The organism is Goodfellowiella coeruleoviolacea, assembly GCF_024171785.1.
Lineage (GTDB): Bacteria > Actinomycetota > Actinomycetes > Mycobacteriales > Pseudonocardiaceae > Goodfellowiella > Goodfellowiella coeruleoviolacea.
Genome location: NZ_JAMTCK010000004.1, coordinates 306036 through 318942 on the forward strand (window position 1 = coordinate 306036; position 12907 = coordinate 318942).

13 protein-coding genes are annotated in these 12907 nt (G+C 71.4%); 8 read left to right on the plus strand and 5 right to left on the minus strand.

Annotated elements, in window-relative coordinates; all coding sequences use genetic code 11:
- Positions 1-5 precede the first annotated feature (5 nt).
- From LX83_RS10170 to LX83_RS38645, 4 genes are all read right to left on the minus strand, one after another.
- Positions 6-713, minus strand: coding sequence for a phosphoadenylyl-sulfate reductase (locus LX83_RS10170; protein ID WP_253770160.1), 708 nt, complete (start codon positions 711-713; stop codon positions 6-8).
- A 40-nt stretch (positions 714-753) separates the two neighbouring features.
- Positions 754-924: an Insertion element protein gene (locus LX83_RS10175; RefSeq protein ID WP_253769715.1), complete on the minus strand. Its 171-nt coding sequence runs from the start codon at positions 922-924 to the stop codon at positions 754-756.
- Positions 921-2609 (minus strand): nitrite/sulfite reductase, encoded by a 1689-nt coding sequence (locus tag LX83_RS10180; RefSeq protein ID WP_253769717.1) that lies wholly within the window; start codon positions 2607-2609, stop codon positions 921-923. Before LX83_RS10180 ends, LX83_RS10175 begins: the two co-directional genes overlap by 4 nt.
- Positions 2610-2712: 103 nt before the next feature.
- The gene (locus LX83_RS38645; RefSeq protein ID WP_407649525.1) at positions 2713-2799 is read right to left on the minus strand and encodes a putative leader peptide; all 87 of its coding nucleotides are present in this window, start codon (positions 2797-2799) and stop codon (positions 2713-2715) included.
- A 152-nt stretch (positions 2800-2951) separates the two neighbouring features.
- On the opposite strand from LX83_RS38645, the gene hemW reads away from it, so the two are divergent.
- Positions 2952-4193 (plus strand): radical SAM family heme chaperone HemW, encoded by a 1242-nt coding sequence (hemW, locus tag LX83_RS10185; RefSeq protein ID WP_253769719.1) that lies wholly within the window; start codon positions 2952-2954, stop codon positions 4191-4193.
- 212 nt (positions 4194-4405) lie between these two features.
- Here the strand turns inward: hemW and LX83_RS10190 are convergent, their stop codons facing one another.
- Positions 4406-5554: an HNH endonuclease signature motif containing protein gene (locus tag LX83_RS10190; protein ID WP_253769721.1), complete on the minus strand. Its 1149-nt coding sequence runs from the start codon at positions 5552-5554 to the stop codon at positions 4406-4408.
- 658 nt (positions 5555-6212) lie between these two features.
- On the opposite strand from LX83_RS10190, the gene hrcA reads away from it, so the two are divergent.
- The 7 genes from hrcA to ybeY all read left to right on the plus strand — a co-directional run bounded on the left by hrcA (position 6213) and on the right by ybeY (position 12905).
- Positions 6213-7238, plus strand: a complete 1026-nt coding sequence (gene hrcA / locus LX83_RS10195) for a heat-inducible transcriptional repressor HrcA (protein WP_253770162.1) — start codon at positions 6213-6215, stop codon at positions 7236-7238.
- 33 nt (positions 7239-7271) lie between these two features.
- Positions 7272-8432 (plus strand): molecular chaperone DnaJ, encoded by a 1161-nt coding sequence (gene dnaJ, locus LX83_RS10200; RefSeq protein ID WP_253769723.1) that lies wholly within the window; start codon positions 7272-7274, stop codon positions 8430-8432.
- Positions 8433-8438: 6 nt separating this feature from the next.
- The gene (locus LX83_RS10205; protein WP_253769725.1) at positions 8439-9230 is read left to right on the plus strand and encodes a 16S rRNA (uracil(1498)-N(3))-methyltransferase; all 792 of its coding nucleotides are present in this window, start codon (positions 8439-8441) and stop codon (positions 9228-9230) included.
- Between the two features lie 636 nt (positions 9231-9866).
- Entirely contained in the window at positions 9867-10463 is a 597-nt protein-coding gene (locus LX83_RS10210; RefSeq protein WP_253769727.1) for a TetR/AcrR family transcriptional regulator, read from the plus strand.
- 9 nt (positions 10464-10472) lie between these two features.
- Entirely contained in the window at positions 10473-10850 is a 378-nt protein-coding gene (locus tag LX83_RS10215) for a histidine triad nucleotide-binding protein (RefSeq protein ID WP_253769729.1), read from the plus strand.
- Between the two features lie 279 nt (positions 10851-11129).
- The gene (locus tag LX83_RS10220; protein WP_253769731.1) at positions 11130-12179 is read left to right on the plus strand and encodes a PhoH family protein; all 1050 of its coding nucleotides are present in this window, start codon (positions 11130-11132) and stop codon (positions 12177-12179) included.
- Between the two features lie 126 nt (positions 12180-12305).
- The gene (gene ybeY, locus LX83_RS10225) at positions 12306-12905 is read left to right on the plus strand and encodes an rRNA maturation RNase YbeY (RefSeq protein WP_253769733.1); all 600 of its coding nucleotides are present in this window, start codon (positions 12306-12308) and stop codon (positions 12903-12905) included.
- Positions 12906-12907 lie beyond the last annotated feature (2 nt).

The window sequence follows — 12907 nt, forward strand, 5'->3', positions numbered from 1 at the left end:
GCCGGCTACCCGTGCAGGCCGCATTCGGTCTTCCCCCGCCCGGCCCACCGGCCACTGCGCGCGTCCGCCCCGGGCAGCGGCTTGGCCGTGCACGGCGCACAGCCGATCGACGGGTAGCCCGCGGCCACCAGAGGGTTCTCCAGCACGCCGTGCGTGTGGATGTAGTCGTTGAACCGCTCGTCGCTCCACGCCGCGATCGGGTTGACCTTCACCAGGCCGTTGCGCTCGTCCCACTGCACGATCGGGGTGTTGGCCCTGGTCGGCGCGTCCACCCGGCGCACCCCGGTGACCCAGGCGGCATACCCGGCCAGGGTGCGGCGCAGCGGCACCACCTTGCGCAGGAAGCAGCAGCGGTCCGGATCGCGCTCGTGCAGCCGCGGCCCCTCGGCCGCGTCCTGCTCGGCCACGGTCTGGTCGGGCAGCGCGTTCACGATGCGCACCCGCGGGTAGACCGTGGCCACCGCGTCCCGGGTGCCGATGGTCTCGGCGAAGTGGTAGCCGGTCTCCAGGAACAGCACGTCCACGTCCGGGCGGACCTTGACCGCCAGGTCGATCAGCACCGCGTCCTGCATGTTCGAAGCCACGATCCACGAGTCGCCGAAGGTCTGCTCGGTCCAGGCCAGCGCTTCCTCGGCACTGGCCTCGGCCAGCTCCACCGCCGCTGACTCGGCGAGGGCCCTCAGCTCCTCCCGCGTCCGACCGGCCGTCGCCACGGCCGCTGCCGAGACAGCGGGGGCGGCCACCGGGGACGGTTCACCCGAGCGTTGACTCATCGGTCACCTCCGTCAGGGCAAGACCAACCAGCTTCACCGAGAACACCCGGCGGCAGGACGAGCACAGCCACGCGCCGTGCGGTTCGGCCCGCGGCCGGAGGTCCTCGTCACCGCAGTAGGGGCAGTAGAAGGGAACGGCCCGCTCACTCACTTCAGATCAGCCTCCTGCGCCCTGGCCACCCACTGGGCGAACCGCTCACCCTCGGTGCGCTGCGCGAGGAACCGGCGGGCCAACCGCTCCACGTAGTCCGGCAGTTCGGCGGCGGTGACCTTGAGACCGCGCAGCTTGCGGCCGAAACCCGCGTCAACGGCCAGGCCACCGCCCAGGTGCACCTGGAACCCCTCGACCTGCTCGCCCGCGTCGTTGGTGACGATCTGGCCCTTGAGCCCGATGTCGGCGACCTGGGTGCGGGCGCACGCGTTCGGGCAGCCGTTGAGGTTCACCGAGATCGGCTGGTCCACCTGGTCCTGCACGTCGGCCAGCCGCCGCTCCAACTCGTTGACCAGGCTGATCGCCCGCGCCTTGGTCTCGACGATGGCCAGCTTGCAGAACTCGATCCCGGTGCACGCCATCACCCCGCGCCGCCACGGCGACGGGTCGGTCTGCAAACCGATGCCGGCCAGTTCCTCGCGCAGCCCGGCCAGTTCGGACTCGGGCACGTCCAGCACGATCAGGTTCTGCTGCACCGTGGTCCGCACCCGCCGGGACCCCACCCGCTCGGCGGCCTTGGCCACGTCCACCAGGATCGAACCGGACACCCGGCCGGCGATCGGCTTGGCGCCGACGAAGTAGTTGCCGTCGGCCTGCCGGTGCACGCCCACGTGGTCGCGCGGCCCGTCCGGCGGCGTGGCGGCCGGCCCGTCCACCAGCTTCCGGTGCAGGTACTCGGTCTCCAGCACCTCGCGGAACCGCTCCGCGCCCCAGTCGGCGACCAGGAACTTCAACCGGGCCCGGTGCCGCAGCCTGCGGTAGCCGTAGTCGCGGAACACCGCGGTCACCCCGGCCCACACCTCGGGCACCTCGGCCAGCGGCACCCACGCGCCCAACCGCACCGCCAGCTTCGGGTTGGTGGACAGGCCGCCACCGACGAACAGGTCGAACCCGGGGCCGTGCTCGGGGTGCACCACCCCGACGAAGGAGATGTCGTTGATCTCCGGCTCCACATCCCAGTTGGGTGAACCGGAGATCGCGGTCTTGTACTTGCGCGGCAGGTTGGCGAACTCGGGCGCGCCGATGTAGCGGCGGGCGATCTCCTCGATGGCCGGTGTGCCGTCGACGATCTCGTCCACGTCGATGCCGGCCACCGGGGAACCCAGCACCACCCGGGGGCAGTCGCCGCACGCCTCGGTGGTGCTCAGCCCGACGGCCTCCAGCTTCTCCCAGATCGTCGGCACGTCCTCGATGCGCACCCAGTGCAGCTGGATGTTCTGCCGGTCGGTCAGGTCCGCGGTGTTGCGGGCGTAGGTCTGGGAGATCTCCCCGATCACCCGCAGCTGCTCGGTGGTCAGCCGGCCACCGTCGACGCGCACCCGCAGCATGAAGTACGAGTCGTCGAGTTCCTCGGGCTCCAGCACGGCCGTGCGGCCGCCGTCGATACCCGGCCGGCGCTGCGTGTACAGGCCGTACCAGCGGAACCGGCCGCGCAGGTCGCCCGGGTCGATGGAGTCGAAGCCGCGGTGGGCGTAGATGTTCTCGATCCGCGCCCGCACGTTCAGCGGGTTGTCGTCCTTCTTGCTGCGCTCGTTGGCGTTGAGTGGTTCCCGATAGCCGAGCGCCCACTGCCCCTCACCCCGGCGCTGTTGCGCACGCTTGGGGGTGACTGGTGGTGGAACCATGGTCCATCCTCCGGGGATCTGGGCACCGGTGCGCGGTCCGATCCGGGAAGATGGTCGGCCAGCGCGCCCGGCACCGGCTCGACGAGAAAACGCGGCGGCGGGGCTAGGACGCGCGCCGGCACATCGCGCTGGAGACACGACGGAAGTCCACGTGGCGGCGGGCCACGAGATGAACTTCGGTCGCAGACATGTCCGCAAGGGTGCCACGGGCCCATGAGGTGGTCCACCGTCATCCGAATACTGGGATCTGCTCGCTAACATCGGTGATCACCAGGGACAATGCCGCGCCCGCCAGATCGAACGCGACCGGGAGCACCCGGCCGCGCGTGTGAAACTGGAGGGGTGCCATCCGTACTTCCCACCGGTGACCCCGCGCCCCCGGACGGGGCGCTGCCGCCCTCAGCCCTGCACGGGCTGGGCACCCGACCGTTCGGGGTGTACGTGCACGTCCCGTTCTGCGCCACCCGGTGCGGCTACTGCGACTTCAACACCTACACCTTCGGTGAACTGACCAGGTCAGCCGCTGACCAGACCGGCGCGCCAGCCTCCCCGTCGTCCTGGCTGGCCGGGCTCGGACAGGAGCTGGACCTGGCCGCGCGCGTGCTGGGCGATCCGCCACCGGCCGACACCGTGTTCGTCGGCGGCGGCACCCCGTCCCTGCTCGGCGCGGACGGGCTGGCCAAGGTGCTGGACGCGGTGCGCGCCTCGTTCGGCCTGGCCGCCGACGCCGAGGTGACCACCGAGGCCAACCCGGAGTCCACCTCGCCGGAGTTCTTCGCCGGCCTGCGCGCCGCCGGCTACACCCGGGTCTCGCTGGGCATGCAGTCGGCCGCGCCACACGTGCTCGCCGTGCTGGACCGCACGCACACGCCCGGCCGCCCGCAGGCGGCGGCGCGCGAGGCGCTGGCGGCCGGGTTCGACCACGTCAACCTGGACCTGATCTACGGGACACCCGGGGAGCGCCTGACCGACCTGCGCGACTCGCTGGACGCGGTGCTCGCCGCCGGGGTGGACCACGTGTCCGCGTACGCGCTGATCGTGGAGGAGGGCACCGCGCTGGCCCGCCGCATCCGCCGGGGCGAACTGCCCGAGCCGGACGACGACTACCTGGCCGACTGCTACGAGATGATCGACGGCGTGCTCTCCGCCCACGGGCTGACCTGGTACGAGGTGTCCAACTGGGCCCGGTCGGCGCGCTCGCGGTGCCGGCACAACCTGGGCTACTGGCTGGGTGGTGACTGGTGGGGAGCGGGCCCGGGAGCGCACAGCCACGTGGGCGGCGTGCGCTGGTGGAACGTGAAGCACCCGGCCCGGTACACCGCGCTGCTCGCCCAGGGGCTCTCGCCCGCGGCTGGCCGGGAGACCCTGTCGCCGGCCGACCAGGCCGTGGAGCGGGTGCTGCTGGAGATCAGACTGGCCGAGGGGCTGCCGCTGACCGCGCTGGACGCGGCTGGTGCCGCCCAGGCCCGACTGGCCGCCGACGACGGCCTGTTGGAGCCGGCCGAACTGGCCGAGGCCGGCCGCTGCGTGCTCACTCCCCGGGGCCGACTGCTCGCCGACGCCGTGGTCCGCCGCCTCACCTGATCTGATCTGGCCTGATCTGACCTGGTTTGGCCTGGCCGTGGGCCCGATGGGCAGGCGCGCGAACACGGGTTTTTTGGGGGCGGTCGGCTTGCGGGAAATGATTGGAATTGTGGTCCGGTTGGCTGCTGTTCCGACCGCATCCCAGACTTGCCGGCGTTGGCCGCCGGTTCCGTAGTCGCGCACCCTTCTGCCGTCATTTCGCAGAGATTTACTTAGAAGGGTGGTGGGGAATCGTTGGCGGCTACCGGTTGACTGCCGATAATCCGTTCGGGTTCCCGGGAATACTGTCGGCCACTCGGACTGGTCCAGATCACCGTGCCGTCGTCGCGGCGCTTGGACTGCCACCGGCCACTGTGCTTGACCCGATGATGGTGCCGACACAACGTGGTCAGATTGTGCGCTGAGGTGCCACCGTGCGGAAACGGCACGTGATGATCGAGGTCTGACTTGTTGGCCGGGCGAAGGCAGCCCGGGAACCGGCAGGTCTTGTCCCGGGCCCGCACGAAGTCGGCCAACGCGGCGGGTGGCCGGTAGGTCCGGCGGCCGTAGTCGAGCAGGGTGTCCTTCACCGGGTCGGTGAGCAGGCGCCGCCAGGTGCCCTCCGCGGCGATCTCGCGTGCCACGCTGGCGGGGATCGGCCCGTATCCGGCCAGCTCACCGGGCTGGTCGTCCACGCCGAGCAGGGTGCTGGCCGCCACGGTCACCTGGATCTGCGCCTGGTAGCCGGCCTCGCCCAGGCACAGGTCCACGAACGCGTCCGCCCGCCGCTGGTCGGCGGTGCGCTGGTCGTCGGGCGTGCGGGCCTGGCAGGCGGCGGTGCTGATCCGGTCGTAGACGGCCAACGCGAGGTGGGCGGGCAGGTAGGCGGACAGTTCGGCCATGCCGTTGTCGCAGGTCCGCAACCGCACCGCCCGGTCCTGGGCACAGTGGCGGTGCCGCCGCTCCGCGCCCTCAGGGTCGATGCGCTGGACGGCCTCGCGGGTGCGGCGGCGCAGGGTGGCGCTGTTCTGCTCGGCCGCCCTGGCCAGGATCTCGGCCTCCACCTGCCGGGTCTGCTCGGGATCGAGGGGCAGGGTGAGTTCGGACAGGATCTTGGCCTTGTAGGTGTCGATCGTCCCCGCCTGCAACGCCGCCAGAGTGGCCGGCAACCGGGTGACCAGGTCCGTCGCCAAGGACAGTTGTGCGTTGGTGTGGTGTTGGGTCCAGCGTGCGGCCACGGCGAGTTCGGCGGCGGCGAACTCCGGCTGTTCGTGGGTGTGTTTGTATTCGGCGAGGGCTTGTATGCGTAGCCCCTCGATGATGTTGATCATTTTGGTGTACTCGACGATGGTGTCGAGCAGCCCCCCGGTTTCCCCCTGCATATGTCCAGGTTAGGCAGCCCACCCACCCTTTTCATCACTCGAACGGGTGTTCTATCCCTGCGACTTGACGGCAGAAGGGCAACCCGGGATCGACCGGACCTGCATATGCGGAAGTCTTGGCTGCAGTCGGAACAGCAGCCAACGGGACCACACCCATCATTCATTTCCCAAGGCAACCGATTACGTCGCCCGCCGCCCGCTCACGTCAACCAGCGGCGCAACTCCTGGGTACAGCCCCTCGACACCACCGCCGGCACAACTCCACGCCCAGCCCCCGAAGCGGCGTCTTGCCCAGCCCCGAACACAGCCCCGAGTGCGGTCCCGAGCGCAACCCCCGCCCACCCAGGGGGGCGTCCCCTGGACCAGCCTATCCACCCCACCCCCACCACGACGGCGTCGAACGCGAGCCTGTGGACAACCGTGGCGACCTGTGGACAACCATGCGTCCGATGGAGTGATGACAGGTGTCGTCGGGTAGTGCTGGCTGTTGGCGTCCGCGTGACCGGTACCACCGGTAGAGCGGCGGAGTTGGCCCCAAATCCCCGGGAAGGAGCAGCGCGGGGGCAGTGTCCACGGGTCTTCACGTGAGGACATGCCCCAGCCACGTGGTTAGCTCCGTAAACTTGTCGTGAGCACGCAAGCCGGCCTGGGAGGTGACGTGGTGAACGCCGATGAGCGTCGCTTCGAGGTGCTTCGAGCCATTGTTGCCGACTACGTGTCCAACCACGAGCCGGTCGGCTCCAAGGCACTGGTCGAGCGGCACAACCTCGGTGTGTCCAGCGCGACCGTGCGCAACGACATGGCCGCGCTGGAGGAGGACGGGTACATCACCCAGCCGCACACCAGCGCGGGCCGGGTGCCCACGGACAAGGGCTACCGGCTGTTCGTCGACCGGCTGAGCGAGATCAAGCCGTTGTCGGCGGCGGAGCGGCGGGCCATCACCAGCTTCCTGGACGGTGCGCTGGACCTGGACGACGTGCTGCGCCGCAGCGTGCGGCTGCTGGCCCAGTTGACCAGGCAGGTCGCCGTGGTGCAGTACCCGACGCTGACCCGGTCCACGGTCCGGCACATCGAGGTGGTGCAGATCACGCCGGCTCGGTTGATGCTGGTGCTGATCACCGACACCGGTCGGGTGGACCAGCGCATGGTCGACCTCGGCGACGTGATCACCGAGGACGCCGTGGCCAGGCTGCGCACCGTGCTCAACTCCGCGTTGAGCGGGCAGCGGCTGAACCAGGCCTCGGCCACGGTCGCGGAACTGCCCGAGGACGCACCGCCCGACCTGCGCGACTCCATGACCAGGGTGGCGACCACGCTGATCGAGTCGCTGGTCGAACACCCGGAGGAGCGGCTGGTGCTCGGCGGCACCGCCAACCTGACCCGCAACGTCGCCGACTTCCCCGGCTCGCTGCGCCAGATCCTGGAGGCGCTGGAGGAGCAGGTGGTGGTGCTCAAGCTGCTGGCGACGGCCAGGGACCAGGGCACGGTCACGGTGCGGATCGGCGAGGAGAACGAGGCCGAGGAGATGCGCAGTACGTCGGTGGTTTCCATCGGCTACGGCAGCAGGGGCACGATGTTGGGTGGAATGGGCGTGGTAGGACCGACCCGGATGGACTATCCGGGAACCATGGCGGCGGTCCGCGCGGTTGCCACGTACGTAGGGGACATCCTGGCCGGACATTAGGCCAAACCAAGTGGGGTCGGAGGACTGGAGACGGTGGCGAGGGACTACTACGGCACGCTCGGGGTGCAGCGGGACGCGACGCCTGAGGAGATCAAGCGCGCCTACCGCAAGCTCGCCCGGAAGCTGCATCCGGACGTCAACCCGGATGCCGAAGCCCAGCAGCGGTTCCGCGAGGTGACCACCGCCTACGAGGTGCTGTCCGACCCGAAGCGGCGACAGATCGTCGACCTCGGCGGCGACCCGCTGGACAACGGGGCCGGCAACGGCGGCGGCATGCGCGACCCGTTCGCCGGGTTCGGGCTCGGCGACATCATGGACGCCTTCTTCGGGGCCACCAGCGGTGCTGGCGGCCGGGGGCCGCGCAGCCGGGTGCAGCCCGGCTCGGACGCGCTGATCCGGCTGTCCATGACGCTGGAGGAGTGCGCGACCGGGGTGACCAAGGAACTGACCGTGGACACCGCCGTGGTGTGTGAGCTGTGCCACGGATCCGGCGCTGAGGAGGGCACCTCGGCGACGGTGTGCGACACCTGTGGCGGCCGGGGCGAGGTGCAGGCCGTGCAGCGCTCGTTCCTCGGCCAGGTGGTGACCACCCGGCCCTGCCCGGTCTGCCGTGGTCTCGGCGAGGTCATCCCCAACCCGTGCCAGCAGTGCGCGGGCGACGGCCGGGTGCGGTCGCGGCGCAACATCTCGGTGCCGATGCCGGCCGGCGTGGCCGACGGCATGCGGGTGCGGCTGGCCGGCCAGGGCGAGGTCGGCCCGGGTGGCGGCCCAGCCGGCGACCTGTACGTGGAGGTCGAGGAGATCCCGCACGAGGTGTTCGAGCGGGACGGCGCCGACCTGCACTGCACCGTGCGCATCCCGATGACCGCCGCCGCGCTCGGCGCCAAGGTGCCGCTGCACACCCTGGTGGACGGCGACCAGGAGATGGAGATCGAGCCGGGCACCCAGCCGGGCACCGAGCTGGTGCTGACCGGGCGCGGGCTGCCCCGGCTGCGCAGCTCCGGCCGGGTTGACGGTCGGGGTGACCTGCATGTGCACCTGGAGGTCGAGGTGCCGACCAGGCTGGACGCCAGGCAGGCCGAGCTGCTGCGCGAGCTGGCCAGCCTGCGCGGCGAGGAGGAGCCGGCCCTGTCGCACAACGGCAAGGGCGGCGGCCTGTTCTCCCGGCTGCGCTCCGGCCGCAACCACCGTTAGGCGGGCGTGGCGGTGACGACCGGGGTGACCGGGCTGCCGGTGTTCCTGGTGTCCGAGCTGCCGGCGGCCGGGACGCACACCGTGCTCGACGGCCCCGAGGGCCGGCACGCGGCCGTGGTCCGGCGGCTGCGCCCCGGCGAGGAACTCGTGCTGTCCGACGGTCGGGGCGGCCTGGCCCGCTGCCAGGTCGACCGGCCGGAGCAGCCCGGCAGGGGCGGGGCCGGTCGGGACAGCCTGCCGCTGACCGTGCTGGAGTGCTGGACCCAGCCGCCGCCCGCGCTGCGGGTGCGGGTGGCCCAGGCCCTGATCAAGGGCGACCGCGGGGAACTGGCCGTGGAACTGGCCACCGAGGCCGGGGCGGACGGCCTGGTGCCGTGGCAGGCCGAGCGGTGCGTGGCCAGGTGGGAGGCGGGCCCGCGCGGGGACAAGGCCCTGGCCAGGTGGCGCAACACCGCCCGGGAGGCCGCCAAGCAGGCGCGCCGGGCCTGGCTGCCCGAGGTGGCCGAGCCGGTCAGCACGGCCGGCCTGACCGAACTGGTCCGCTCCGGGCCGACCACGCTGGTGCTGCACGAGTCGGCCCGCACCGGCCTGGGCGCGGTGGGGCTGCCGGCGAGCGGCGAGCTGCTGCTGGTGGTGGGACCGGAGGGCGGCATCACCGAGGCGGAGCTGGCCGCGCTGGTCGAGGCGGGCGCCCACCCGGTCCGGCTCGGCACCACCGTGCTGCGCGCGTCCACCGCGGCGGCCGTGGCCCTCGGCGCGATCGGTGCGCTGGCCGGCGCCGCCCGGCAGTGGAGCTGACCCAGCGGATCGCCCGGCACGGCGCCGCCGCCGAGCGCGCCGGCGGTGCGGCACACGATGACCGTGCGTGAGTAATCACCGCGGGTGTGGTGCGCCCGGGTAGTCGGGAGTGGGCGTTCTGGTGGTTTCCCGGTCGTCCCGATTATTGCCGGTGTTGTCACGTCGACCGCTTTTCACCGGATGGGCGGATGGTCGCGCCGGCGGACTGACGAAACACGGTGACGAAAGCAGGCGCGTTATTGTCTTGATTTGGTGGAGTTGTAGCGGGCGCCGGGTGCCACGGGCTACTCTCACCGCATCGGGTTGGCGCCAAGCACCACCAGCGTCCCTGTTCCCGCCGGCGTTTCCAACCTCACGGGAAATACGATCACGGACGCTACGAACACCGCCGGACACCTCCCCCCTCGGTCCGGCGGAGCCGCGTCGCGGTGCGGCAACCCCCAGGTCTCGCCGCGACGCGGCACCCGTTCGCGCTATCCGGTCCGGTTGTCCCGGACATTTCGATGCCCGATCACGTGATGTGTCCGCATCGGTCACGCAATGCTCCCCATTGTGGTTTTCCTCGGCGCGGACGGATAGCGGTGCGCACTGAATAGGTTTCCCGGGCACGTCGCACGAGCGTGCTAGAAAGTGGGCATGCCGAAAGTTGTCGACCACGAGGCGCGGCGCAAGGAACTCGCCGAGGCTGTTTGGCGACTGGTGGAACGCGAGGGTATCGATCACGTCACCGTGCGTGCGGTCGCGGCCGAGTCGGGGTGGTCGAGCGGTTCCGTGCGGCACTACTTCCCGACCCAGGACTCGCTGCTCGCCTTCGCCATGGAGCTGGCCTTCATGGGCTTTGTCGACCAGGCCAGGCAGCTGGACCAGACCGGGTCGTACCGGGACCGGGTCCGCGACTTCGTGCACCTGATCCTGCCGGTCGACGGACGGCGCCGGACCGCGGCCACGGTCTGGATGGCGTTCATGCCGCGCTCCCGCCTCGACCCGGTGCTGCACAGCGGCGAGCGCGCCGGCACCATGGGCCTGGTCGACTGGTGTGAACGGCTGTTCACCGAGGCCGGGCAGGCCGGGCAGCTGCGACCCGGCGCGGACCCGAGGCGGGAGGCCAAGCTGCTGATCGCGCTGGTGGACGGGCTGACCTTCCACCACCTGCTCGGCCCGGACGACCTGCCCGTCGCCGAGCTGGTCGGGCTGGTCGACGACCACCTCGCCGACCTGTTCCCCGAGCATTAGCCTGCCCGCATGACCTCATCGGACACCCAGCCGGACTGCCTGTTCTGCCGGATCGTCGCCGGGGAGATCCCGGCCACCGTGGTGGCGGAGACCGACACCACCGTGGCCTTCCGGGACATCAACCCGCACGCGCCAACGCACGTCCTGGTCGTGCCCAGGGAGCACCACCAGGACGCGGTGGAGCTGGCCGAGCAGTCCCCGGGGGTGCTGGCCGACCTGTTCACCGCGGCCGGCCGGATCGCCGCGGCCGAGGGCATCGCGGCCGACGGGTACCGGCTGCTGTTCAACACCGGCGCCGACGCCGGCCAGACCGTGCCGCACGCCCACCTGCACCTGCTCGGCGGCCGGCCGCTGGGCGGGCTGGTCGGCGGGCCGCTGCCGGAGTGAGCCGGGGCTGATCACGGCGGGAAATCCTGATCGAACGACGGGCCCTCGACAGGTACCCTGCAAGTGAAGCGCCAGCCCTGGTGGCCGGCGGAAACGTGACGGCGCGCGAGGCGCAGGAAGCAGGCCGGAGAGCTGGTGGCGGGGAGTACGGCGGGTGGAGCCGCCCGGTCCGGAGCACCGCGGTCCACGACCGCGGGCGGCCCACAGAACGGGGCGAAGAAGCGGCCGCAGGCAGCCCAGCCCGCGGCGACAACCAGGAACAACGGCGAGACCGATGGAGTGACGACGGCGAACGGGACGGTGGAGGCCCACAGCGCGCAGTCCAAGCTGGCGGTGCCGGACGCCGCCGCGCTGACCCTGCTGGGCTCGCGCGACGAGAACCTCCGGGTGGCTGAGGAGCTGCTCACGGCGGACGTGCACGTGCGGGGCAACGAGATCACGCTCACCGGCGAGCCGGCCGACGTGGCCTTCGCCGAGCGGGTGTTCACCGAGCTGGTCACCCTGGCCAGCCGGGGGCAGCAGCTGGGCCCGGACGCGGTGCGCCGCACCGTGGCGATGCTCTCCGCCGGCACCACCGAGTCGCCGGCCGAGGTGCTCAGCCTGGACATCCTGTCCCGGCGGGGCCGCACCATCCGGCCCAAGACGCTGAACCAGAAGCGCTACGTCGACGCGATCGACGAGCACACCGTGGTGTTCGGCATCGGGCCGGCCGGTACCGGCAAGACCTACCTGGCGATGGCCAAGGCCGTGCAGGCGCTGCAGGCCAAGCAGGTCAACCGGATCATCCTGACCCGGCCGGCGGTCGAGGCTGGCGAGCGGCTGGGCTACCTGCCGGGCACGCTCTACGAGAAGATCGACCCGTACCTGCGGCCGCTCTACGACGCGCTGCACGACATGATCGACCCGGAGTCGATCCCGCGGCTCACCCAGGCGGGCACCATCGAGGTGGCGCCGCTGGCCTACATGCGCGGCCGCACCCTCAACGACGCGTTCATCATCCTCGACGAGGCGCAGAACACCACGCCCGAGCAGATGAAGATGTTCCTGACCCGGCTCGGGTTCGGCTCGCGGATCGTGGTCACCGGCGACGTGACCCAGGTGGACCTGCCCAACGGGCAGCGCAGCGGCCTGCGCGTGGTCCAGGAGATCCTCACCGACGTGGACGACGTGCACTTCTCCATGCTGACCAGCCACGACGTGGTGCGGCACAAGCTGGTGGGGGACATCGTCGACGCCTACGACCGGTGGCAGGCCGTGCAGGACGCCGCCTCCGCCGCGGAGCACGGCGGACCCTCCCGGCGCGGGCGTGAGCACCGACGGGGACGATGAACCCGTGAGGGAACCTTTCGAACCACCGGCCACCGCGCCAGCCCGCCCCGCGCCAGTCCGCCCCGGGACGACCCGTTCCGGGACAGCCCGTTTCGGGACAGCCGACGGCAGTGGGGCGGCGGCGCGGTGAGCATCGAGATCGCCAACGAGTCGGGTGTGCCCGTTGACGAGCAGTCGATCGTGGCCGTGGCCCGGTTCGCGCTGGACCGGATGGGCGTCAGCCAGCTCGCCGAGCTGTCCGTGCTGCTGGTCGACCTGGACGTGATGGCCGACCTGCACGAGCGGTGGATGGACCTGCCCGGCCCCACCGACGTGATGTCCTTCCCCATGGACGAGCTGGACTCCGCCCGCCGGCCCGACTCGGCCGGGGTGGGGCCGGCCCTGCTGGGCGACATCGTGCTGTGCCCGGAGTTCGCCAAGGACCAGGCCCGCAAGGCCGGGCACAGCCTGCTCGACGAACTCCACCTGCTCACCGTGCACGGCGTGCTCCACCTGCTCGGCTACGACCACGCCGAGCCGGCCGAGGAGCGGGAGATGTTCACCCTGCAGAACCGCATCCTCGGCGACTTCCGCACGGCCAGGGCCGAGGCGCAGCGGCTGGCCGCCCAGCGCAGCGCCGACTCCCGGGTGCTCGGCGCGGTCGGCCTGGACGAGCCGCCAGCCGGACCGGAGCAGCGGCAGCCCCCGGCCGAGCCGGGCGCGCAGGGCGCCGCCGACGCCGACTGAGC